Origin of the sequence: Oceanobacillus arenosus, assembly GCF_003369575.1 — a bacterium.
In the GTDB taxonomy this organism is placed as follows: domain Bacteria; phylum Bacillota; class Bacilli; order Bacillales; family Amphibacillaceae; genus Oceanobacillus; species Oceanobacillus arenosus.
Genome location: NZ_PIOC01000028.1, coordinates 1 through 22,399, shown reverse-complemented (window position 1 = coordinate 22,399; position 22,399 = coordinate 1). Strand labels below are relative to the sequence as shown.

Sequence of the window (22,399 nt, the reverse complement as noted above, 5' to 3'; positions counted from 1 at the left end):
AGATAAGATTAAATAGAAGACGCATCACGCTACTTAGAGTAGCTTGTGATGCGTCTTCTCTGATTAAAGAGTATTTATATTGATTACTTAATACTTTTAGAGGTGTATGGGACCGACATCATTACAGTTGTTCCCTTATTTACTTCACTGAATATCTCGATACCATATTCCTCACCGAACAACAATTTCGTTCTTTTGGAGACATTTAATAAACCAATTCCTTGATCAATCTTATAATGTAATTGCTCATTTTCTAGTTGTTCACGAAGTTGTGTTAATCTAACCTGCTCTATTCCAACACCATTATCAATAACAGATATGAATAGCGTTGTTCCGCTTACCTCTCCTTTAATTGTTACCTTTGATGAATCCGTGATTGTTTGAAACCCATGTTCTATTGCATTCTCGACTAATGGCTGTAGACTTAGTTTTACTATTTTTGAGTGTAACAGGTGATCTTCCATATCAATATCTAATGGAAATTTCTTTTGCCAGCGATGCTGTTGTATGATTAAAAAGTCCCCTACATGGGATAATTCATCTTCCATCGTCGCAATCTCCAGATTTTTAGTTGAATAACGGAACATATTGGCAAGTGCTTCTGTCATTTCAGAAACTTCATCTATCTCTTTGAATATCGCATAGGAGTTAATAGTTCCTAACGTATTGTATAAAAAATGTGGATTAATCTGTGATTGAAGCGCTTGAAATTCAACCTTTCTTCTTTCCAGCTCACGTCTTTGCGACATTATTTCTGCTTTTTGATTTTCAAGTTCCGCTTTATAAACCCGATCAACAAGAAACGATAATCGGTTCACCATCTTGTTGTAGTTTTTTACTAAACTGCTTATTTCGTCATTTCCTTCTGGTTCGGATGCTAATTCCCATTTTCCTTTTTCCACCTTTTTCATGGTACTTTCAATCATACGTATCGGCTTCACGATTTTTCGAATAAAATGCTGTGCAAATACAAGTGCAATAAGTAAGGCCAATCCTCCTGAAACAAAAACAGTTGTACGAATACCTGAAATCGGCTGAAATAATTTAGTGGCTGGAATTGCCAGCACAAGTTTCCAATCAGTATAGTCAGACGTATTAAAGTAGAAAAACGTTCTCTCATCATTCCAGTCTGCATAGAAATTATGATGTAATGAACCATCTAATTGTTCCTTTATTGGCTGTATCATCTCTTGCCCAATATAATCAATTTCCGGATGGTAAATAATCTTACCTTTGTCATCTACAATCATGAAGAAACTATTATCTTCTAAATTAATTTCTCCCCAAGATCGAATTAATCTAGATGCATTTAGATCAACTGCTAGAATTCCTTTAGGTTCCCAAGTTGTCATTCCACGTATTTTCCGAGCCATCGTAATAACTAATTCATCATTGCTTATTCTAGGGTAGATGAAGATCGTCCCACTATCTGAGGTTAATTCATTTAACTCTTGATAGAATTCATCAATTGGGGTTAAACTGCTAGTATCCCTTGATACAATATAGTGCCCATTTCCCTCCATGAGGTATATTTGCTCAATTTCCGGTCGTTCAATAATCGTCTCATTCATCTGCGACTTTATTTCCATATAATTCATATATTTCCCGTAATTATCCACCAGTCTTCCTTCAACAAATGTTTTAACTTCTTCGTTTGTTACAAGCGGCAGGGTTGCTAATTCATAGTTTCCTAAATAATCATCGATTTGAAGGTTGACATTGCTAACAATTTGCTTCAAATATATCGATACTTGGTTCTCAATTGCCTTCGAGGATTTTAAATAGGTCGTTACAGATACAACAACTATTGAAAAAATAATAATTACCGTAAAATATATTAGTAATCTTTGAAATAAATTTAATTTATGAAACCAGGTTCTCATTAATTATTCTCCATTATTGAAAGATATTTTGATGGAGAGTAACCTGTATACTTCTTAAATGTTTTTGTAAAATGGGAGAGGTCTTCATAACCAATACTATTCGCTATGTCGGTAATCTTCATATTACCGGTTTCAATAAGTTCCTTTGCTTTTTCCATTCGCAATTGCATTCGGAAATCAATGAAACTAATACCGGTTTCCTTTTTAAACAGATGGCTGAAATAAGTGGCATTTAGACCTATTCTATTTGCCACGTCATCAAGGGTTAGCTTTTTATCAAGATTTTCTTGAATAAATTCTTTTGCAAATTCAATTGGATCAAGTACTTGGCCTTTTCGCTGCAAACGGATATGTTCCATTAACTTAATACAAGCTGCTTGGAAGTTCTCTGTTATCACGCTTGTATCCTTTCCTGTTATGGTGACCTCTTGATCTTCTATGTGAATTCTCCCTCTATTATTAACCCGCTGCAGCAAATTAGCGAATAAATCGTTTAATGTTCGAATATAATAATCCTCCGCTATCTCTCTCTGAATGATCTCATCATACCAGCTTGTTATTATAGATACCGCAAAATCTTCATCCAGCGTCCATATGGCCTCTTCCAATTTTATTCGCACCTTTTCTAGTTCATCCATGCCAATAAAATTATTACTTTGCTTACGATGGTTATCAATAAGACGTTCCAATGTATCTTTGACATTTTTCTTCGTTATCGGTTTTAGAATATATTCCTTCACTCCAAGCGAAATGGCCTTTTGCGCATAACCAAAATCATCATATCCAGATAAGATTACCCATTGTGTCTGATTCACCTTGTTTTTCCACTGATCAATAAATGTTAATCCATCCATTCCCGGCATGCGAATATCTGTAAAGATAATATCAAATTCTTGTTTACCCAAGAGTTGATTCGCGTTCAGACTCCCATTCGACTCCACAACTTCGATATGGGCGTCATTTATCTCTGTATGACTTAATAGATAACTAAGACCTTTACGTATAATAGGTTCATCATCAATGATTAAAATATTGATATGCATAGCCATCTCCCCTTATTACCCATTGTCCAATTTCGATTTTTCGCAATTGAGTTTCTATTCCTTTGTTACCATTATACATGGTGTGGATATCAATATCACTACTAATAATAATGATGGCATTCGCTCGTTTTAAGCAAATGCCATCATTTCCATTTATAATTTGCTTATGTTACAAGCCTGGTGGTGTAATAGGTTCATCGAATGTACCACTATCATATCTTTCTTTTGCTTCTTCTAATATTTTGTTTCCACCTTGGCTCTCCCACTCTTCTAGCATACCTTCCCAATTTTCAACGGGTTCAGCACCTGTGACCATCTTAGCAATATGTTCTAAAAGAATAGTCGGATATGAATCAGGTTTAAATTGTAAAGCTGGGAACGTTGCAAACGTATCTAATGGTGGATTATATTCAATGCCACTTCTTCCTTCTTTAGAGAGAATTTCATCAAATACGTTTATTAGATCTTGTCCTTCAGGTGTCATTTCCAATAATCCTTCTGTATAAACTGCATCTGCAATCAACCATAAGAATGTTGCTCGGAATACCTCTCTGTTTACCTCATCCGTTGATTCTGGTTGGATATAGTTTATTTCTCCATTTTCTATGGTATAATCTTCGCCTTCAACTCCATACGTAAAGAATGTTTCCGCTTCTTCGGATACCATCCAATCAAAAAACTGAATAATTTTTTCCGGACTTTCCGTTTCCTGATTGATTAAATAAGATCTTTGAACAGGACTATACAATTGGTAGCCACCTTTACCATCAGGACCAATTGGCGAAGGAATGACTAAGGTTTCTGCATCAGGTACATTTTGTTTAAGGTTTTTATCCCATCCTACAAGGGCGTTAGCATTCATTGCCCACATACCAACATCACCTGATTCAATGAGGTTTTTATATTTATTTACATCCTGTGTCAAAAATTCCGGATGAATTAACCCTTCTTCATACATCGTTCGATATGTTTGGATAGCCTTTTCCATATTTTCAGTGTCATAGAACTTCGGAACAGGATTTCCTGATTCATCTAATTCCCACATTGGTTGTACATCATAAGCGGCAAAGAAAGTATCAGAATAGCTGAAGTTCGATCGTGCAACATATGGTTGTGGAACTCCTAATTCTTTAAATGCACGTAATACATCCAGTGTTTCTTCAACAGTTGTCGGTACATCTAATCCGGTTTGATCTAGTAAATCTTTCCTGATTACTGTTGCCCGGCGTGCCGGATTACTTAGAATTTGCGGTATCGCATATATTTTCCCGTCTTCACCCCGCACATCATCCCACACCTCTGCAGGAATTGATTCCTTTAAATTGGGACCATATTCATCAATTAAATCATCTAATGGTAAGAAAACCTCCGCTTCAACAGCTTGCTTTAACGATTGACCATTGCTGGAAGTACTCTTGAATGAGCCCTGAGATGATACAACATCTGGAATATCGCCTGATGCAAACATTAAATCCAATTTCACTTGGAAATCATCATGTGGCATTAAACGAATATCTAAATCTGTATTTGTATATTCTTCTAATTGTTTCACATATTCATCTTCATTGATATCCGAATGGTTCTCAACATATGGTAATCCAAGTGTACGCAACGATATTGAAAATGGGTATTTTTCATCTGAGTCTGTGCCTGTATCGGTGCTTCTCGATTCACTCGTTTTATCGTCACATGCAGCGAGTAACATAACAGAGATAAGGATGAAAGCAAACATAATCAGTTTATTTTTATATTTTTTCAGATTCATGATTTAATGCCCCCTATTTTTTGGTTAATCATTTTTACACTGTTAATACTATTCTTTGACAGAGCCCAGCATCGAACCCTTTACAAAATACTTCTGTAAAAATGGATAAAGAAGCAGGATTGGTAAGGTTGCAAAAACAATCGTTGCCATCTGAATCCCCTCAGGTGAACTAAACATCATGGCGTATGCATCTGCGCCTTGACTTGCTGACAGTTCATCTGTGACAATCATTTGTCTTAACTTTACTTGAAGTGGATATAGTCTTGGATCATTGATAAAGTATAAAGCATTTTGATAGCTATTCCAGTGCGCTACCCCATAAAAAATCCCTAACGTAGCAAGTGTCGGCTTTGATAATGGTAATACAATTCTAAACAATATACCCATCTCTCCTAAACCATCGACCCTTGCTGCATCAATTATGGTGCTAGGAATATTCATAAAAAATGTTCGCATGATGAAAAAGTTGAATGCACTAATTAACCCCGGTAAAACTAAAGCCCATAACGTATCAATCATCCCTAAACTTTTAATCAAGAGAAATGATGGAATCAACGGAGCCGAGAAAATCATAGTGAATAACACCATCAATAATATAAGCTTTTTCGCCTTAAATTCTGGTCTAGATGCCGGATATGCTAATGAAGCTGTTGCAATCAGGTTTAATAATGTACCACCAACTGTAATTAATACTGAAATCCCAAATGCCCGCCATATCGAACTGTCTTGAAGAATATATTGAAAATTGTCCAATGTAAACCCTACTGGCCAAAACAACACTTCTCCATTTGCAATTGCCTCTGAGGAACTAAGTGACTTTGCAACAATATGCAGAAATGGAAGCAGCATCGTTAATGAGAGCAATGTAATAAATGAAGCATTACTAACATTAAACATTCTCTCACCAAGGCTTTGTTTATACATCATTTCTACCTCTCTTTCTATTAGAAAACTACATGGAAATTTATCGATAGACACTAGTTTGCCAGTTCCATCCCAAGCGCTTTAGTATAAACTAGTTCCAGTTAGCCGCTTACTTATGAAATTAGCAATCATAATTAATATTAAACCAACGATAGATTTTAATATGCCAATCGCTGTTGTAAAACTATATTGCGCTTGCTGTAAACCAACTTCATAAATATACGTATCTAATATCGCACCATTTTGTTGATTCAATGGGTTAAGGAATGTGTAAACCCTTTCAAATCCAAGATCTAGGAAATTACCAATACTCAATAAAAATAGAATGCTAAATGTCGGAAGGATTGCTGGAAGTGTAATATGTAATGTTTGCTTCCAACGATTTGCACCATCTACTTTTGCAGCCTCATATAGTTCCGGATTAATCCCAGTTAAAGCTGCTAAGTAGATAATCGTTCCCCAGCCTATACTTTGCCATACATTAGAGAAAACGAGAATTGGACGAATGAACACTTCAGATCCCATAAAATAGATTGGTTCACTGCCTAACCACTGAATAAATTGGTTCACAATACCAGTTGACGGTGATAGAACACCGATGAATATCCCACTAATAATTACCCATGAAAGAAAGTGGGGCATATAAATGATTGTTTGAATAATTTTTTTGTAAATCACTAGACGTAACTCATTCAATAACAGTGCCAAAATAAGTGGAGCAGGAAATAATAGCATATCGTAAAAACTTAATAATAGCGTATTTGATACTATCCTTAGTGAATCAGGATTCTCAAATAATGCTTGAAAGTGCTTTAACCCAACCCACGAACTCTCCATTATTCCTTGAAAAATATTGTAATCTTTAAAAGCAATAATGGAGCCCAAAAGAGGTATATACTTAAATATAATAAAATATAAGATTCCTGGTATGGATATGATATATAACATCTTATATTTTTTTAAATGTGCAACCGTTGATTCAAACCTTTTTGGTTCGTTCGATTTATTCTCATTAACTGGCAGCTTTTTCTTTTTAAGGTTAACGATCGGTTTTTGTTCTTGCAAAACTGTATTTGTATCTTCCAAACGATCCCCTCCCCCTTCTCATAATCCTTTTAATTACATTCAAGACACATTTTCAGATTACTGAAGTCCAGCGTATCTATGATTAAAACCAATCTGCATAACCCAATTTTCTTAAATTATTAGCCGATATTTGAAGGCTTTCAAAAGGGTCCCTACCATACGTATTATCTTGCTCAATAATGAAGTATTTTGTCCCATTGTGAAGACCCGCATCAATAATCGCTTTCATATTCAGGTTACCTTCGCCAATTTCTGCAAATTCAATGATATTATGGAGTCTTTGTTGATATGTCGCCCGATCATTTACATTTGTCAAATCAATATTCCCAATCCGATAATCCTTAATATGGAGCAATGCGATTCTTCCAGCATATTGCTCTATTAATTCCACTGGTACGATACCTGCTCGATGTGCCCAATGGACATCTATCTCAAAGCCAAGTTTTGTCGTATGGTTTTTTATTAGATCCAATAGATACTCCCCATCATATTTTTGGAATTCTAAGTGATGATTGTGATAATAGAAGTTAATTCCATGTTCATCGAGTCGCTTTGCCATTGATTCGGCTTGATCGATAAAATCCATTATTTTATCCTTATCTCCTAATATCGTAGTCGGTAGCATTCCAACTCGTAAGTAATTACTATCCAGCGCCTTACAATCATCGACGATCTTTTGAAAATGATCCGTTAAGTTATCGCTAGTACTACCTGGTTTGGATTCGATAGTGGCCGAAAGCGCTGCAATCTCCATATCGAAATCTTCAGTAGCTCTTTTGAATTCGGCTACATTTTCCTTTGTCATCGGTATTTGTGATATTTCTACTGCATGAAACCCAAGTTCATTTAACTTCCTCAGCGTTTCATAAACGCCAAATTCCTGAACCTTGCCTTTCAGCATCATCATCTGTACTGCTATTTTACCGTTTTCCACTGTAATATACCTCCTATACAAGCTTGATGTCATTGGTTATTTTTCTACTAATGCACGCTTTTCTTCTTGAATCTTTTTATTTAATTCTGCTAAAAACACATCTTCATCAATTGGTAGTTCTACTTCTTTTCCTAACCAGCTCGATAGATGGATAGCGTTGGCTAATGCAACACCATGTATTCCATCACTACCTGGTGCTACTAATTCTGTGCCATCTAAAATATTTCCAGCGAAGTTCTCTAAAATGGCAATATGCTGCTTACCCCATACGCTTTTAAACTCTAGTACTTCTTCGCTGTATATTTGCGACATATCACCACCACCTGTGAGTTTCTTGATATCAGCCCAACTCATCGTATTACTCATTTCAGACTCAGGATTATGTAACCGTTTGATCGTAATCTTCTTACTATCGTCAACGATAATTTTTCCCTTATCGCCTAGAATTTCAAACCGATTTGTACCTAGTACATCATGTGTTGCAGTAATGAATACACCTGTTGCACCATTACCATAATCAAGTACTACGGTGACATCATCTTCCACCGCGATATCTCTTTGATATCCATATTTCACGACGGAGTAGACCTTTTTCGGCATGCCCGCAATCCATTGCAAGAGATCTAATTGATGTGGTGCCTGGTTCACAAGGACACCTCCACCTTCGCCTTCCCATGTTGCTCTCCATTCACTTTGATCATAGTATCCTTGTGGTCTCCACCATGCTGTAATAATCCAGTTGGTACGGCGGATATCACCAATCTCTCCATCGTCAATCAGCTCTTTTACCTTTTGATAAAGTGGGTTTGTTCGTTGATTGAAAAACACAGCAAATGTCAATTCTGGCTTTGATTCTGCAAACGCATTCAATTCATTTACCTGTTTGGTGTAAACCCCTGCTGGTTTTTCCACTAATGTATGGATATTTCTTTCTAATGCTGCAATTCCAATCTTTGGGTGCAGATAGTGTGGTACTGTAGTAACAATTGCATCTACATTCCCGCTGTTTAAAAGATCGGTATAATTGTCGTAAAACGGTATATCTGGGTATTTTTCAGTATACGCTTTCCTTTTATCCGGGTCTGTGTCACAAAATCCCCCAATTACAATATTTTTAACCTTTCCTTCTGAAATAAATCTAGTATAATTTCCACCTTGTGCCCCTAAGCCGATAATACCTAATCTGACTTTCTCCATAATACTCTCCCTCCATACTAATTTTTTCTTGAAATCAACCACAATTGAATCCGCTTTCATATTTGATATTTACTATATCCGAATACTTGTAATTACTTTCATTTAATGGGCTAGGTAGAACCAATACCCGCTAAATAAAATACCACTTTATCGGATTGATTGAATTTTACCACTTTTATGATAATGTTTACTTGTGTAATATTTGGGTCTGTGGTGTTTTCTTTGGAATGTTTTAAATAGGATTAGTATTTTTTTGGTAGTTAATATTTGTAAGTAATTCGGAGTTATCTTCATGTATAAAAACTAAAATGTGTAAGTAAGAGACGAATGTCTTTTTACTTACACATTTTAGTTTTTTATGGGTAGAATTATAATCCCATTATTCTATTATTCCCCTTAACGTCTCCACATCTTCTCTAAACTGTTCCAAGCTGCCATTCTTAACAAATTCCATCATCAAATACCTTACGCCATTATCGTTTCCTAATTTTGCCAAATATTTCTTCCAATCATTGACACCCTCTGAAAATGGATACATGACTCTATTACTATTAATAATCTCCCAATAGAAAACATGAACATGTGAGAGCCAAGGGCGGATTTTCCCAATACTATTAACCCGCTCTTCCACCGTTTCAAATAGTGCTGGCTGCCAATATAAAGAGACATTGTCATGATTAATTTCCTTCAGCAAACGAGTTGCACTTTCCACCGTATCTGTTAATGTACGACCATGATATTCCAAATTAATGCGAATATCCTTTTCCTTGGCCAAATCGGCAATTCTTCTCGCATCTTTTATTACTACTTGCCAATCATCTTCTGTTGCTTCATCTGATCCTAACTTTCCAGCCCAAACACGAATAGCTGGTGCTTCTAGATTCGTAGCAGTTGCCAAAATCATCTGAAATGGAACTTCCTCGGTTTTATCCCCTAAACGATAATAGGACCCATAGGATATAATTTCCATTCCTGCATCCTTTGTTAAAGTGGCCACCTTTTCAGCATTTTCCAGATTCCCAGGTGGAACATGAATATCTCCACCCCATTCGATTCCCTGAATCTGAGACTCTTTAGCGGCATTTATCACTGCCTCTACGGATAGATTTCTAAATGTAACCGAGCATAAACCCACTTTAAACATCGATATCCTCCCTCGTTTTAAGCCATAACATTAAATTTCTGTCTCGACACTTGCCATTGCAATGCCTCACCGTTTGAATAGTGCTTCAACTCATCTAACATATATGTCCCCATCCGACCGCATTCTTTTCCAAGACTTCCTGCAATATGCGGGGTTAAAATCACATTTGGCAGTTCATAAAGAGGCGAACCTTCAATTGGTGGCTCTGGATACGTAACATCCAATACTGCCGTAATATCCTGCCTTTCCTTTAGCACCTCGATCATTTCCGGCTCGTTTACAATTGCGCCCCTCGCAGTATTTAGAAAGCTAGCATTTGGCTTCATTTTTTCAAAGTGTTCTCCTTTTATCATACCTGTCGTTTCCTCTAATAACGGGCTGTGAAGGGAGACGACATCTGATTTGGCAAAAATCTCCTCCAATGAACATAGCTGTGCATGATATTTTGCAGCCTCTTCTTCACTTACAAATGGATCATATAAAAGGACTTTCAAATCAAAGTGCTGCAATAACTCGATTACTTTGCGTCCAACGGTACTCAAAGAAATAATTCCAACTGTACTGCCAAATCCACCTGAAATATCCATCAACCGCTTATTCGGATATGCTTTATTCTGCTTCACTTCATGTGAAATCTGCCAGCCACCTTTGAGCAAAAATAAAATTTGCGATAACGTATATTCTGCAACTGGAACAGCATTCGCATCACTAGCAGTGGTGATTACAATCCCTCGGTCCCATGCTGCATCCGTCATGATTTTCTTAATTGTTCCTGCCCCGTAAAACATCGCCTTCAAATTTGGTGCAGCCTCTAAAAAAGTTTCATCCAATGTTGGTCCACCCCAGCTTGAGAAAATAACATCGACATCTTTTAATACAGACGGATTTTCCTTTACTTCCAAAGCGCTCATTGGTGGAGCATAAATATCTACTAAGCTTTCAATTTCCTCTTTAACTTCTTTCGGATAAACTAAATCTACTACCTTCGTTTCCATAATGAATAAGCCTTTCACTATCTGCCACCTCCGTTAAATTCTATTGTACCTGAAAGCAGGAAAGAGAATAGCTTATTCAGCTATTCTTAAGTCCCAACTATACGTGTTTTACAAATCGGTCTTTCATAAGTGCAAGAACATCATCACCAGGCATATCCCATAAGTCTTGATTCATGATTTCTACTTCAATTGGACCATGATAGCCTGCTTCTTCTACCGCCTTACGAATGCGGCGAATTTCAATGACACCGTCCCCCATCATCCGTCTTGCTTTAAATGTATTTGTAATCGGAACATTCCAATCGGATACATGAAAACCAAGAATACGTCCTTTAGCACGAGCAATCTGTTCATAAAGTTCCGGATCCCACCATACATGAAACACGTCGACAACGACACCAACTTGATCTGCAGTAAACTTTTCAGCCATTTTATTTGCTTGACCGAGTGTTACGATGACGGATCGATCTGCCGCATACATCGGATGAAGTGGCTCAATTCCTAGTTTAACTCCATGAGCTTCAGCAAATGGGACGAGTTGTTCGATCCCTTCCTCTACCCATTGCCTTGATAAATCGATATCACGGTCCGGTGCCGGTCCACAAACAAGTACCAATACATCTGTGCCAAGTTCAGCAGCTTCTTCCACTGCACGTTTGTTATCATCTAAATTTCTCTGGCGCTGCTCCTTCGTTGCTGCCGGAAACATCCCGCCACGGCAAAGACTGGAAACCTGTAGTCCTGTATCCTGTATGATTCGCTTACTTTCGGCAAGTCCAAATTCCTCCATTTTATGACGCCAAATAGATATCCAGGGAATTTCCGCTTTCGCGCACCCTAGTGCTGCTTCCTTCAAGTTCCACTGTTCTGTTGTGATTTGATTCAAACTAAGATGTTTTAAAAGTGCTATGTCTTCTGCCATCTCCTTCTCCCCCCCACTTGTTTCACATGAATTGCTTCAATGGTTGCATTACCCCTGCTTGATTCAAAACAAATCGCATTCTTTCCATAGCCATCTCCGGATTTCGCAGTATTCCCGCTTCATCAGCCATTACAAACAAATTCGATAAATGGATAATGGAACGCTGCCCCTCTGCTCCACCGATCATTCGAAAATGAGATTGGTGTCCATTCAAATATGCCATAAAGACTACACCAGTTTTGTAGGCATATGTTGGCTTCTGAAAAATATGACGAGATAATGGGACTGTTTTTTCTAAAATGGAATCATATAGTTCGAGATTATCAGCATCTAAAGCATGCATTGCACTCGCTGCTGCCGGCGCAATTGCATCGAAGATTCCAAGCAAAGCGTGTGAGTAACCTTCTTCGTCCCCTTTTATCAGATCAGGATAGTTGAAATCGTCACCTGTATACATTTTTACACTCGCAGGAAGTAATCGTCTCATTTGGATTTCTCGTGTGTCATCAAGTAACGAGATTTTAATTCCATCAATTTTATCTTCATTTTCTTTAATGACGCGCAAACAAACATCCATCGCTTTGTCGATATCTTCATGACCCCAATAGCCCTTTAATGCTGGATCAAACATATCCCCAAGCCAGTGCAAGATCACAGGTTGTGAGACTTTGCTTAATACATTTTGGTAGACTCGCTCATAATCCTCTGGTGTCTTCGCACAGGCTGCAAGTGCACGGCTTGCCATTAGAATGATTCGTCCACCTTCATTTTCGACAAATTCACATTGTTCTTCGTATGCTCTTTCTACTTCATCCAGAGTCAAATCAGGACTTGGTTGCAAATGGTCTGTCCCAGCTCCACAGGCTATTCTTCCATTTACCGCCTTCGCTTCTTTAACCGATCTGCTAATTAACTCTTTTGCATGTTCCCAGTTCAACCCCATCCCACGCTGTGCTGTATCCATAGCTTCTGCCACACCTAAGCCCAGTGACCATAAATAATGCCGATATTTTAGCGTCGCATCCCAGTCAATTTTGCTGTTAAGAATCGGGTCTGTGCCTGAGAAAGGATCTGCTACAACATGTGCGGCAGAATAGACAATCCGCTTTTTAAAGTGTGCTTCAGGGATATCAAAAGATATTGGCTCTTTCGGTGTATACGTGTACAACTCACCATTTTTCTTTGGCAGTGTTATCGAATGTACCAACACGATCTCCCCCTATGCCTTTACCTTCGTTTTTATTTCTGGTACTTCTACCCATCTACGTTCCTTCCATGACTGCAATGCAGCTTCCGCAAGCTGGATCCCTTCAGCCCCTTTATATAAATCCAACGTATACGCTTCATCAGCAACTACATGTTTTAAAAACATTTCCCACTGGATTTTAAAAGCGTTATCAAATACTTGATTGTCAGGTACTTCTTGCCAATGAGACTGGAAATCAAAAGGATTTGGAATGTCAGGATTCCAGACAGGTTTTGGCGAGTTGACTCGATGCTGTACTTTACAATCTCTTAATCCTGCCACAGCACTTCCTTCTGTGCCATCCACTTGTACCGTGAATAAATCATCACGATTGACACGGACTGCCCAGGAAGAGTTAGCTTGAACGATCACACCATTTTCCAGTTCAAATGTTCCATATGCTGCATCATCTGCTGTAGCAGTGTAGGGATCCCCATTTTCATCTACACGTTTTGGAATATGTGTGGTCCCAATACAGGAAACCGATTCAATTTTTCCAAAAAGTCCCTGAATGACATAGCTCCAATGTGGATACATATCGATAATCATTCCACCGCCATCTTCTTTACGATAATTCCAAGATGGACGTTGCCCTTCTTGCCAGTCTCCTTCAAATACCCAATAACCAAACTCCATTCGAACGCTTAGGATTTTTCCAAAGAACCCTGAATCAATTAAGCGTTTTAATTTTAATAGCCCTGGAAGATACAGCTTGTCTTGAACAACCCCATTTTTCACTCCTGCTTCGGTTGCTAATTGAGCAAGTTCAATCGCTTCCTCTAGATTCGTTGCCGTTGGTTTTTCACAGTAAATATGCTTCCCTGCTGCAATTGCTTTACGGATTGCTTCAGCCCTTCTTACAGTTGTTTGTGCATCAAAGTAAATTTGATTATAATCATCTGCTAATGCTTCATCTAAATCTGTTGTCCATCGTGATAACTGATGTGCCTTCGCTAATTCCTCTAATCGATTTGCACGCCTTCCAACTAAAATTGGATCAGGCATAATCACATCACCATTCGCTAACTCGATTCCGCCTTGTTCACGTATCGCAACAATTGAGCGAATCAAATGCTGATTCGTCCCCATTCGGCCTGTAACACCATTCATAATAATCCCAACTTGCATTGTCGCCATATTCATCCTCCTCAAAAAGGTATTTGTTAACGCTATCATACATCCTTTTTTACAGGGAGTCTTATTATTGAAAGAATGGAATTCCCAATTTCGGAAGTGAAAATCGATAAGGCCTGGCCTCGTTCTACCCGAGACGTGCATCCAGGAAATTGATTTATTCGATATTGTGCGTTTTCCAAACCATCAATCGTTGTTACTCAGAATACTGGTTCGATAAACGAAATTGATTTGGTGAGACATCGGTAAATTCTTTAAAGCGCCGATAGAAGGTAGAGAGCGATTCAAACCCTATTTCGAAGCAGATAGAGGCAATATCATTCTCTGTTTCCGCCAACAACTTTTTCGCTATTTCCAACCGTACTTCATTTAAATATTTCATTGGTGTCGTATCATAATGTTCTTTAAAAATCGTATTGACATGTCGCGTACTGATTCCTATTTTCTGAGATATTTCCGTGGCATTGCTAACTTCAAAATAATGTGTATCAATATATCTACGCAAACGTTCTGCGCGAAGCGTATTTGCATTCGTTATATTCGATTCTCCTCTGCTTCTAAGAAGAGCAAGCAATAATTCAGTGCAATAGATTTTCATTGCCATTTGATTTATCGCTCCACCCTGTGATTGTTCATAAAGCATTCTTCTTAATAACTGCCTTACACTTCCGGCTTCAAATAGATTCAATTCGACTAATTTCGTCTCATCAAAACAATATTCAAGGAGCAGTTTGTTCATATCTGCACCTAGCTGATCCACCGAAAACTCTAGCACGAGTACGGTCATTTTCGTATCTGAAGTAATCGCATGCGGGGAATAGGGGGTTATGAATGCTAAGCTATCCTGTGTAAATGGATGGGTTTGGTCATTCAGCTTAATCTCCCCCTTATTCTCTAGGACATATAGGATCTGATGGACTTGATGGTAATGCTTCTCAACTAAACTTTTTTCTGTATGTTTATTCTCCTTAATACGAATACTATTCTTCAAAATAATTCCTCCAACTCACCTAGTAGTTGCATCTCCGTAATTGGAAGCAATCTGTTGCTCTTTTTTAGCTACCTTTTATTTCAATTTTAACATAATTTATCTTTTTTCAACCTTTAAGTGCTGTTACGTAGTACTTGCTAGCAATGGGGAAAGATATACTCCACTTCGTCGCAGTTTCAACCAAGATCAAATCGACAATGCAACCTTATTTTTTTTTAGTAACTCTCGTTTCCATATTATTGATGGATAAGTAGAAATGAAGATGGCGGATGCTGCATATAATGTAGTATAGGACATTTTTTTATGGGAGGATATTGGAGATGAAGGAATGGTTTATGACTATTGATGGAGACCCCTTTATTTCGTTTGGTACGAGTCATTTTGTTATGATATTGATTTACGTAATTGGACTTATTCTCTTCTTTTTAGTGCGTAAACGGATTGGTTTAGGCTCGCGCACATACAATATCATCCGCTGGAGTCTATTTAGTACCCTCGTTTTATCTGAGGTTTCTTATCAAATATGGACTGCGACAAATGGCATCTGGAGTGTAAGCGAATATATTCCGCTACATCTCTGTGGGATTGCTAGCATCATCTGTGCTATTGCGCTAGCGAGTTTGAATCGGAGATTAATTGTAATTGCATTTTTCATTGGCTCCATTCCTGCATTATTGGCGATCATCACTCCTGAACTACTTTATGACTTTCCGCATTTTCGTTTCATGCAATTTTTTATATCTCATTTAGCAATTTCTTGGACGGGAATCTTCTTATTAGCGACGAGTTCTATTAAAGTTACGTTTATGTCGATGTTGGAAACATACGTTTACTTACTTATTTATGCAGCAATCATTGGATTTGTTGTTAATCCGTTGCTTGGATCCAATTATTTATATTTAGCAAATAAGCCAACAACTCATACACCTTTAGATTTACTTGGGAGTGGGGTTTGGTATTATGCAAATTTATGTTTGGTGGGGTTTGGAGTATTTTTGGGAATGTGGTTGGTGGTAAAATGGATTGTGTCCAGAAAAGGTTAACTGTTTTGCAATTCAATGTGCTCTTGTAGCAAGTTATAGTCGAATAATATAGGGAAAAGCTATTCAATTGAATGAATAGCTTTGAATTTACACCTGTTTTTCTAAATATACAAGTATTACGAAATAGCAACTATGAGCAATCACTCCTCATTATTTTCCAATGCTTTCTTCGTTCCACTGTATAAACCACTTGCCGATAAACCTAGCATTAATCCAGCAATAATGCCACCTTTGAGATCATCAGGGTACATATAAAATATTCCGCCAGCTAAACCGAAAATTAACGATGCAAGTGGTAGATATTTCGTTTTTAACCCTATCGTTCTTAGAAGCTGGACCAAACCTATTATAAGCGGAATCAATACAACATCGTAAATTTCAAACATAATCATCACCACCTGATAATAGATTATGCATGTACTAAATAGAAAAGAACGGCAGAATTATTGGAGAAGAATTAAAAGTGGTAGTGCTTCTTTCCATAGATGAATATGTTCCTGTACGTACACGATAGCTTCCTGTTCATCACCTAAACCTATATAATCATACCTGTGTTCTGGAACGGATTTCTTTCCAGTTAAATAATCTTTTACATAAGGATTTTGTTTTTGTTGTAAGCCCATCTCTGGAATAGTGTAATAAGACATTGTTAAAAAGGAAATTGGCGCTGATCTCTACATCAAATTCATGAATTAATTCTTTCGCCTCTTCATATTTCTCTTCTTCCAAATATATAGGCAAAAGCAGGTACCTAATTCCCTGATTATCATTCGGGTTTAATTCCAGCAATTCCTCGTAATTTTCGATTGCGGAAGATTTATCGCCAAGATTATATTGGACGGCCGCAAGTGCAGCTTTTTCCCGCATATATGGCCGGATTTCAGTCATCAGCCAGAAATGCCCTTTCTTTTCCTTAATGAACGCTTTACCCAAATCCTTTTCCTCTGTTATAGAAAGAATCTCGTATATCGATGGGACGGCTCCTGTCCATGACGCAAATGTTTTTCTTACTCTTTCATGCTTGATCTTGTTCTGTTGCTTTTTATAATAAATATCAAATATTGTTTGACCATTATGAATCGGTTCATGCAAGATAATCCAAGCAGCTAGTCCCACCATGTAAGAATCCATACGTTCCTCATCACCATGTAAGGATGGCTGTGGAAATCCTTAGGTTATTTTTCCCAATTCATATTCATATTCATTAAATGCAAATGCAATCAGTCCTGAATGAAGACGCTCTAATTGGGAATTATACCGGCCCGGGCCGATTTCGACCACATTTGATGTGCCATGGCATTTCTTATATTTTTTCCCACTTCCACATGGACAAGAATCATTTCCACCTATATTATTCATCAGTATTCACATCATACTAAGGTATATTTTCTATAAATATTATTCAAGGATATTCATGCGATGTTCTTAGGAGGAAATACTGTGTTCAAGAATGTCACCATTCGAAAGTCATTATATTGTCCAGAAAGAAAAGGATCGAAGTCAGAATTACGAGTAGGGGTGTGGGGACGAGTTATTAATGGCTGTGTGACCAGCCCCAGATAAATTAGTGAGGGACTGGCAACATGACCATCCAAGCAACTACTAAAATGGAAGTAATTTATTTATTTGGTTTATTTCGGTTCATCCTTACCTGCATCTGTAGTCAATTCTTCAAAGGATTTGACCTTTCCATGTGGATTTTGCGATTGCTTCTTTCCTTGCCTCTCTCTTTCTTGTTGTCGTTTTGATTTAGACATAGCATGATTACTCCTTTTTCAAAATTATCAATGCATCACTAATCTTAGCTTTTAGATGCCCTTTCCTTTTTTGCTCTATTTTTGTGCGCTTGATTTGCTTTTGCGCTACCGCTTCCTATTTCTTTGGAAAATTCTGAATCCCTTTTACTGGAATCAAATCCCTGTTTATTCTTTTGATCTGCATCATTTTTCTTCGTTCGCTTCGCCATGAATATCCCTCCTTTATTGCTTTAGTATGGGGAAAGGAGAGTGAATTATTCATGTAACATGGGGTATCGGTGAGTTAAGAATGGTAGTTAGAAAGTGACATTTAGGTTGCATCAATCAAGCCTCCTACAAACCTCCCCAATATGCTATGATAGTAGTAATGGTTTTCTTCTTCCAAAGCAGAGAAATACACCATGTTATTTAACAATAATGGAGGATTATACAATATGAAACGTCATCACGCTATCATCACTTTTCTTCTGGGTGCTGCTTTTTTTGGGTTGAACCCTTTATTTATTAACTTAGGCTATGCGGCCGGCTGGACACTAAATGAAATTATTGTGGTACAGGCCATCATAGCTTTGATCATACTTTGGACCATCGGAATTTTCGCCCTTAGACGCCATCCACAAGCAGCCAAAAAACTAACCATCAAAACAGTGCTCTCCCTTATAGTCGCTGGAAGCTTCACAGGCCTTACAAGTATCCTGTATTACGCATCGATGCAGTATTTACCAGTATCACTAGCAGTTGTATTGTTATTCCAATTTGTCTGGATTGGTGTATTATTTGAATGGGTTTTCAGCCGGAAGCGTCCAAGCAAACAAACGATGGTTACCGTCGTCCTAACCTTGGTAGGTGTATTATTTGCGGCAGATGTATTTAACGGGGGTTTGTCCGATATTACAATTCTCGGCTTCGTATTAGGAATTGGATCGGCATTCTCCTACTCCGCATTTATCATTGTCAGTGGACGTGTAGCTGTTGAAGTACCCGCAACGATTCGGACACCACTTATGATTACAGGTGCAGCGCTATTAATCTTTATTGTATTTCCACCACATATGTCACTAAGCGCTGAAGTCTTAAGTAGTGGAAGCATATGGCTCTATGCAGGTGGACTTGCTCTATGTGGACTTATCTTAACACCACTTATGTTTGCCATGTCAACACCACATATTTCTCCTGGCCTAGCCACCATCCTCGGTGCTGTTGAGCTTCCAGTATCGGTTATCGTTGCATATATCGGACTTTCCGAATATATCGCACCCTCCAGATGGTTCGGTGTCTTGCTTATCTTGGTTGCAATTGTAATTGGGGAAATAAAAGGGATTTGGCATGTGTTAATGAAACGGTAAAGGTATGCTAATTGAACGATTGATTCATCCTATCATTCGACAAAATTCGGGAAGTGACAGGCACTTGTTTGAGCAAAAGTGCCTGCAAACCCGCTATGCAATAAAAATAAAGTACAAAATAAACAACACACAAAGCACGTACATAATTGGGTGTATTTCTTTAAATCGTTTTTGCGCCATTAGAGCTAATGGATAAAGAATGAATCCAAAAGCAAGACCCATTGCCACACTGGAAGTTAATGGCATCATAATAATTGTCAAAAATGCAGGAATGACAACTTCTATTTTACCCCAGTCAATATTTCGAATATCCACCGCCATTAATGCCCCAACAATAATTAACGCTGGAGCGGTAACTTCAGTCGTTATTACAGCAAGAATAGGTGAGAAGAATAATGCAATCAAGAAGCAAAGCGCAATGATGATTGATGTAAACCCAGTTCTCCCGCCGACTGCAATTCCTGAGGAGGACTCTACACTGGTTGCAGGTGTTGTGGTTCCGAGTACCGCTCCAATTGCCCCAGCTGTAGAATCTGCAAGCAATGCTCTTCCAATTTTCGGTATCTCATTGTTTTTCATGATTCCAGCCTGGCTAGTAAGCGCGATCAAGGAACCAGCTGTATCAAAAAAGGCAACGAATAGAAAGGTGAAAATAACTGCTAATACATCCGGAGTAAAAATCGCATCCAGATTCATAAACACAACACCAAATGTTGGCTCAAGACTCGGAATCGTACCAATAATGGAAGTTGGAATTTTAATTAATCCAACAATCATCCCGATAATCGTTGTAATCGCCATTCCATAAAAAATTGCTCCATTCATTCCACGAACAAGCATAATAATGGTGATGACGAGACCAATGACAGCTAATGCTGTTCCAGGCGATGTTAAATCACCAATCGAAACAAACGTATCAGGATTAGCAACGATAATCCCTGAATTTTTAAAACCGATAAATGCAATGAAAAACCCAATTCCAGCTGCAATCGCATGTTTTAAATCCTCTGGTATGACATTAATAATCTTCTCCCGGATTTTCATAAAGCTTAAAATCATAAAAATAATTCCCGCAATAAAAACGCCAGTCAATGCAACTTGCCAGTCAATCCCCATCCCAATAACAACGGAAAAGGTAAAGAATGAATTCAGTCCCATACTAGGCGCAATGGCAATCGGATAATTTGCCAGTAAACCAATCATCAATGAACCAATAATCGCAGTAAGTGCAGTTGCAGTAAATACAGCCCCACGGTCCATTCCTGCTTGACTAAGAATAAGCGGGTTTACGACTAAAATATAGGCTACTGATAGAAAAGTTGTCAGTCCTGCAAAGATTTCATGTTTATATGTCGTATTTCTTTCTTTAAATCCAAAAAAGTTTTTCATAATATGTTAGTATCCCCTATTTGCCACTTTTATGTATAAAAAAAACTTCGGCCGACTCCCTACACGCCAAAGTAACTTTAAAAGGTACGGAAAATGAAATTACATTTCCATCCCTTGTAGACAAGCTATTTATGGTAGCTGGTAGAGACGTCCAAGCCGTATTCTTGGACTTATACAAGATGTAGCGATTGTTTATAGTATAACAGAAAAATGATATCAAGTTTGAGGGTGGGCGTCAAGAGAGGTTTGTAAAGTACAGTGTCTATTTTTTTCAGTTCCTTTAACAATTTCGGGTATTCGGACTACCGTGCGGAATGCCATCTAAAAAAAGTTAATGATTACCGTATCATAAATCGGATAATCGTGTGGTCTTTTGTTATTATATATGTAAAGGTATCTTTACTTTAATTTTGAGGGTTGATTAATGAGGGTGGTTAATTATATTCGGGAAATCCGCCAAAAAAAGGGGATAACTCAAGTTAAAATGGCTGAGGATCTACAAGTTACACGTCAAACTATAAATGCAATTGAAAAAAATAAGTATAATCCCAGTCTTGAGCTGGCATTAAAATTAATAGCATATTTTGATATGCCAATTAATGAAATATTTATTTTAGAGGAGGATGACAAATGAGTGTAAAGGACAGAAAAAAATGGGGAAATATTTTAGAAAAGTGGACTCCATACTTTATTATTACTTGTATTTTTATTGGTGCTGTGCTGGGTTCATTTCTTGCTTATATTTTTCAAGGTGAATTTCCGTATGAAGTGCTTATAGGTGGTTTGGTAGCAACTATCATTTTGACAGTAATTCAATTGATTAGACAGAAACGCAAAAGAAATAATTTGCCCGAAGCAGATGAACAAGTCATCCACAATGTTTTCCGTTTTTTGGCATATACATCTCATATTTCCTTAGCTATTTTATTAGTGGCTTTAGCAGTTTTCACACTATTAGGAAATGAGTCGATTTCGATTCTTTATCTATGGTTCTTTTTCTTTGCCTATATTTGGATTGTAGGGATAGGTGCTCTTATCATTAAAAGAAGGTAGGCAAAAATTTCATGTACCCGGAAACTGTCAATATCACCAAGTCCAATTAGGATTTATTATTGAGAAGGACCATTCCAGATGGCTAACAAATGAGGAAATCTCAAATGGAGTAATTGAAGCAATCAACCAGAAAGAAGATGTACACACTGTTGGCATTATTGAGCCTCGGGAAATCCGCCCTTAATAAGCCGCAGTACAAATAAACCATACAAACACAAAAAAAACGCTCCATCCCTTACAGGACAAGCGTTTTCCAGAGAGCTTCCAATCCGATTTGAACGGACGACCCCTTCCTTACCATGGAAGTGCTCTACCTGCTGAGCTATGGAAGCATAAAGATGGCTCCACAGGTAGGATTCGAACCTACGACCGATCGGTTAACAGCCGATTGCTCTACCACTGAGCTACTGTGGAATAATATGATTAAATATTAAGGTAATTTATATAGAAAAAAAGCAGCCTGGCGGCGTCCTACTCTTGCAGGGACAAAGTCCCAACTACCATCGGCGCTGAAGAGCTTAACTACTGTGTTCGGGATGGGAACAGG

At 37.8% G+C, this 22,399-nt stretch carries 24 protein-coding genes, 2 tRNA genes, 1 rRNA gene and 1 riboswitch; of the genes, 5 read left to right on the top strand and 22 right to left on the bottom strand.

The features are described 5' to 3' along the window. Positions 1 to 83: 83 nt before the first annotated feature. The 13 genes from CWR48_RS17675 to CWR48_RS17615 form a co-directional block, all read right to left on the bottom strand. Positions 84 to 1,883 (bottom strand): cache domain-containing sensor histidine kinase, encoded by a 1,800-nt coding sequence (locus CWR48_RS17675; protein WP_115774647.1) that lies wholly within the window; start codon positions 1,881 to 1,883, stop codon positions 84 to 86. Further along, the gene (locus CWR48_RS17670) at positions 1,883 to 2,926 is read right to left on the bottom strand and encodes an AraC family transcriptional regulator (RefSeq protein WP_170140804.1); all 1,044 of its coding nucleotides are present in this window, start codon (positions 2,924 to 2,926) and stop codon (positions 1,883 to 1,885) included. Before CWR48_RS17670 ends, CWR48_RS17675 begins: the two co-directional genes overlap by 1 nt. 169 nt (positions 2,927 to 3,095) lie before the next feature. Next, positions 3,096 to 4,691 carry an extracellular solute-binding protein gene (locus CWR48_RS17665; RefSeq protein WP_115774645.1) on the bottom strand — a complete coding sequence of 532 codons (1,596 nt, stop codon included), beginning with the start codon at positions 4,689 to 4,691 and terminating at the stop codon, positions 3,096 to 3,098. A 48-nt stretch (positions 4,692 to 4,739) separates the two neighbouring features. Next, on the bottom strand, positions 4,740 to 5,615 hold the full coding sequence (locus CWR48_RS17660; protein ID WP_115774644.1) for a carbohydrate ABC transporter permease: 876 nt from the start codon (positions 5,613 to 5,615) through the stop codon (positions 4,740 to 4,742). An 81-nt stretch (positions 5,616 to 5,696) separates the two neighbouring features. Continuing rightward, positions 5,697 to 6,638, bottom strand: a complete 942-nt coding sequence (locus CWR48_RS17655) for an ABC transporter permease (protein WP_245976860.1) — start codon at positions 6,636 to 6,638, stop codon at positions 5,697 to 5,699. Between the two features lie 145 nt (positions 6,639 to 6,783). Further along, the gene (locus CWR48_RS17650) at positions 6,784 to 7,635 is read right to left on the bottom strand and encodes a sugar phosphate isomerase/epimerase family protein (protein WP_115774643.1); all 852 of its coding nucleotides are present in this window, start codon (positions 7,633 to 7,635) and stop codon (positions 6,784 to 6,786) included. Between the two features lie 36 nt (positions 7,636 to 7,671). After that, positions 7,672 to 8,832, bottom strand: coding sequence for a Gfo/Idh/MocA family protein (locus CWR48_RS17645; protein ID WP_211316776.1), 1,161 nt, complete (start codon positions 8,830 to 8,832; stop codon positions 7,672 to 7,674). A gap of 379 nt (positions 8,833 to 9,211) precedes the next feature. Further along, a complete protein-coding gene (locus CWR48_RS17640) occupies positions 9,212 to 9,976 on the bottom strand; it encodes a sugar phosphate isomerase/epimerase family protein (protein WP_115774642.1) in 765 nt (254 codons plus the stop codon). Between the two features lie 17 nt (positions 9,977 to 9,993). Continuing rightward, a complete protein-coding gene (locus tag CWR48_RS17635; protein ID WP_342772478.1) occupies positions 9,994 to 10,989 on the bottom strand; it encodes a hydroxyacid dehydrogenase in 996 nt (331 codons plus the stop codon). A 79-nt stretch (positions 10,990 to 11,068) separates the two neighbouring features. Next, positions 11,069 to 11,893, bottom strand: coding sequence for a sugar phosphate isomerase/epimerase family protein (locus tag CWR48_RS17630; protein WP_211316775.1), 825 nt, complete (start codon positions 11,891 to 11,893; stop codon positions 11,069 to 11,071). 22 nt (positions 11,894 to 11,915) lie between these two features. Beyond that, positions 11,916 to 13,100 carry a dihydrodipicolinate synthase family protein gene (locus CWR48_RS17625; RefSeq protein ID WP_115774640.1) on the bottom strand — a complete coding sequence of 395 codons (1,185 nt, stop codon included), beginning with the start codon at positions 13,098 to 13,100 and terminating at the stop codon, positions 11,916 to 11,918. 12 nt (positions 13,101 to 13,112) lie between these two features. Further along, positions 13,113 to 14,276: a Gfo/Idh/MocA family protein gene (locus tag CWR48_RS17620; protein ID WP_115774639.1), complete on the bottom strand. Its 1,164-nt coding sequence runs from the start codon at positions 14,274 to 14,276 to the stop codon at positions 13,113 to 13,115. A 193-nt stretch (positions 14,277 to 14,469) separates the two neighbouring features. Beyond that, entirely contained in the window at positions 14,470 to 15,264 is a 795-nt protein-coding gene (locus CWR48_RS17615; protein ID WP_245976853.1) for a helix-turn-helix domain-containing protein, read from the bottom strand. Positions 15,265 to 15,584: 320 nt separating this feature from the next. Between CWR48_RS17615 and CWR48_RS17610 the strand changes: the two genes are divergently transcribed. Further along, positions 15,585 to 16,307: a YwaF family protein gene (locus CWR48_RS17610; RefSeq protein ID WP_115774637.1), complete on the top strand. Its 723-nt coding sequence runs from the start codon at positions 15,585 to 15,587 to the stop codon at positions 16,305 to 16,307. A gap of 140 nt (positions 16,308 to 16,447) precedes the next feature. Here CWR48_RS17610 and CWR48_RS17605 read toward each other — a convergent pair whose 3' ends face one another. From CWR48_RS17605 to CWR48_RS20535, 5 genes are all read right to left on the bottom strand, one after another. Beyond that, positions 16,448 to 16,693 (bottom strand): hypothetical protein, encoded by a 246-nt coding sequence (locus CWR48_RS17605; protein ID WP_115774636.1) that lies wholly within the window; start codon positions 16,691 to 16,693, stop codon positions 16,448 to 16,450. Between the two features lie 157 nt (positions 16,694 to 16,850). After that, complete coding sequence (locus tag CWR48_RS17600; protein ID WP_115774635.1) at positions 16,851 to 17,438, bottom strand: tetratricopeptide repeat protein; 588 nt, start codon at positions 17,436 to 17,438, stop codon at positions 16,851 to 16,853. A gap of 39 nt (positions 17,439 to 17,477) precedes the next feature. After that, the gene (locus CWR48_RS17595) at positions 17,478 to 17,666 is read right to left on the bottom strand and encodes an SEC-C metal-binding domain-containing protein (RefSeq protein WP_115774634.1); all 189 of its coding nucleotides are present in this window, start codon (positions 17,664 to 17,666) and stop codon (positions 17,478 to 17,480) included. A gap of 272 nt (positions 17,667 to 17,938) precedes the next feature. Next, positions 17,939 to 18,064 carry a DUF6254 family protein gene (locus tag CWR48_RS20930; protein WP_245976852.1) on the bottom strand — a complete coding sequence of 42 codons (126 nt, stop codon included), beginning with the start codon at positions 18,062 to 18,064 and terminating at the stop codon, positions 17,939 to 17,941. A 44-nt stretch (positions 18,065 to 18,108) separates the two neighbouring features. Further along, positions 18,109 to 18,273: a hypothetical protein gene (locus CWR48_RS20535; RefSeq protein ID WP_170140803.1), complete on the bottom strand. Its 165-nt coding sequence runs from the start codon at positions 18,271 to 18,273 to the stop codon at positions 18,109 to 18,111. Positions 18,274 to 18,498: 225 nt separating this feature from the next. On the opposite strand from CWR48_RS20535, the gene CWR48_RS17590 reads away from it, so the two are divergent. Further along, complete coding sequence (locus CWR48_RS17590; protein ID WP_170140802.1) at positions 18,499 to 19,410, top strand: EamA family transporter; 912 nt, start codon at positions 18,499 to 18,501, stop codon at positions 19,408 to 19,410. 93 nt (positions 19,411 to 19,503) lie between these two features. Here CWR48_RS17590 and CWR48_RS17585 read toward each other — a convergent pair whose 3' ends face one another. Continuing rightward, positions 19,504 to 20,799, bottom strand: a complete 1,296-nt coding sequence (locus tag CWR48_RS17585; RefSeq protein WP_115774632.1) for an NCS2 family permease — start codon at positions 20,797 to 20,799, stop codon at positions 19,504 to 19,506. Positions 20,800 to 20,896: 97 nt separating this feature from the next. Then, positions 20,897 to 20,997: riboswitch (purine riboswitch) on the bottom strand. A gap of 226 nt (positions 20,998 to 21,223) precedes the next feature. Between CWR48_RS17585 and CWR48_RS17580 the strand changes: the two genes are divergently transcribed. From CWR48_RS17580 to CWR48_RS17570, 3 genes are read left to right on the top strand one after another with little or no spacing between them, the layout of a single operon-like run. Next, positions 21,224 to 21,433, top strand: a complete 210-nt coding sequence (locus CWR48_RS17580; protein WP_115774631.1) for a helix-turn-helix transcriptional regulator — start codon at positions 21,224 to 21,226, stop codon at positions 21,431 to 21,433. Continuing rightward, entirely contained in the window at positions 21,430 to 21,852 is a 423-nt protein-coding gene (locus CWR48_RS17575; RefSeq protein ID WP_115774630.1) for a hypothetical protein, read from the top strand. Before CWR48_RS17580 ends, CWR48_RS17575 begins: the two co-directional genes overlap by 4 nt. Then, entirely contained in the window at positions 21,827 to 22,036 is a 210-nt protein-coding gene (locus CWR48_RS17570; protein ID WP_211316774.1) for a Rossmann-fold NAD(P)-binding domain-containing protein, read from the top strand. Before CWR48_RS17575 ends, CWR48_RS17570 begins: the two co-directional genes overlap by 26 nt. Before the next feature lie 75 nt (positions 22,037 to 22,111). Here CWR48_RS17570 and CWR48_RS17565 read toward each other — a convergent pair. The 3 genes from CWR48_RS17565 to rrf form a co-directional block, all read right to left on the bottom strand. Beyond that, positions 22,112 to 22,184 (bottom strand) — tRNA-Thr (locus CWR48_RS17565). Between the two features lie 7 nt (positions 22,185 to 22,191). Next, a tRNA-Asn gene (locus CWR48_RS17560) sits at positions 22,192 to 22,266 on the bottom strand. 44 nt (positions 22,267 to 22,310) lie between these two features. Then, a 5S ribosomal RNA gene (rrf, locus tag CWR48_RS17555) occupies positions 22,311 to 22,399 on the bottom strand; the annotation flags it as partial.

Excerpts from the sequence above, each read along its gene's own strand:
- CWR48_RS17675 (WP_115774647.1), bottom strand. The coding sequence starts at position 1,883 with ATGAGAACCTGGTTTCATAAATTAAATTTATTTCAAAGATTACTAATA.
- CWR48_RS17670 (WP_170140804.1), bottom strand. The coding sequence starts at position 2,926 with ATGCATATCAATATTTTAATCATTGATGATGAACCTATTATACGTAAA.
- CWR48_RS17665 (WP_115774645.1), bottom strand. The coding sequence starts at position 4,691 with ATGAATCTGAAAAAATATAAAAATAAACTGATTATGTTTGCTTTCATC.
- CWR48_RS17660 (WP_115774644.1), bottom strand. The coding sequence starts at position 5,615 with ATGTATAAACAAAGCCTTGGTGAGAGAATGTTTAATGTTAGTAATGCT.
- CWR48_RS17645 (WP_211316776.1), bottom strand. The coding sequence starts at position 8,832 with ATGGAGAAAGTCAGATTAGGTATTATCGGCTTAGGGGCACAAGGTGGA.
- CWR48_RS17640 (WP_115774642.1), bottom strand. The coding sequence starts at position 9,976 with ATGTTTAAAGTGGGTTTATGCTCGGTTACATTTAGAAATCTATCCGTA.
- CWR48_RS17630 (WP_211316775.1), bottom strand. The coding sequence starts at position 11,893 with ATGGCAGAAGACATAGCACTTTTAAAACATCTTAGTTTGAATCAAATC.
- CWR48_RS17620 (WP_115774639.1), bottom strand. The coding sequence starts at position 14,276 with ATGGCGACAATGCAAGTTGGGATTATTATGAATGGTGTTACAGGCCGA.
- CWR48_RS17610 (WP_115774637.1), top strand. The coding sequence starts at position 15,585 with ATGAAGGAATGGTTTATGACTATTGATGGAGACCCCTTTATTTCGTTT.
- CWR48_RS17605 (WP_115774636.1), bottom strand. The coding sequence starts at position 16,693 with ATGTTTGAAATTTACGATGTTGTATTGATTCCGCTTATAATAGGTTTG.
- CWR48_RS17600 (WP_115774635.1), bottom strand. The coding sequence starts at position 17,438 with ATGGATTCTTACATGGTGGGACTAGCTGCTTGGATTATCTTGCATGAA.
- CWR48_RS17595 (WP_115774634.1), bottom strand. The coding sequence starts at position 17,666 with ATGAATAATATAGGTGGAAATGATTCTTGTCCATGTGGAAGTGGGAAA.
- CWR48_RS20930 (WP_245976852.1), bottom strand. The coding sequence starts at position 18,064 with ATGTCTAAATCAAAACGACAACAAGAAAGAGAGAGGCAAGGAAAGAAG.
- CWR48_RS20535 (WP_170140803.1), bottom strand. The coding sequence starts at position 18,273 with ATGGCGAAGCGAACGAAGAAAAATGATGCAGATCAAAAGAATAAACAG.
- CWR48_RS17590 (WP_170140802.1), top strand. The coding sequence starts at position 18,499 with ATGAAACGTCATCACGCTATCATCACTTTTCTTCTGGGTGCTGCTTTT.
- CWR48_RS17585 (WP_115774632.1), bottom strand. The coding sequence starts at position 20,799 with ATGAAAAACTTTTTTGGATTTAAAGAAAGAAATACGACATATAAACAT.
- CWR48_RS17580 (WP_115774631.1), top strand. The coding sequence starts at position 21,224 with ATGAGGGTGGTTAATTATATTCGGGAAATCCGCCAAAAAAAGGGGATA.
- CWR48_RS17575 (WP_115774630.1), top strand. The coding sequence starts at position 21,430 with ATGAGTGTAAAGGACAGAAAAAAATGGGGAAATATTTTAGAAAAGTGG.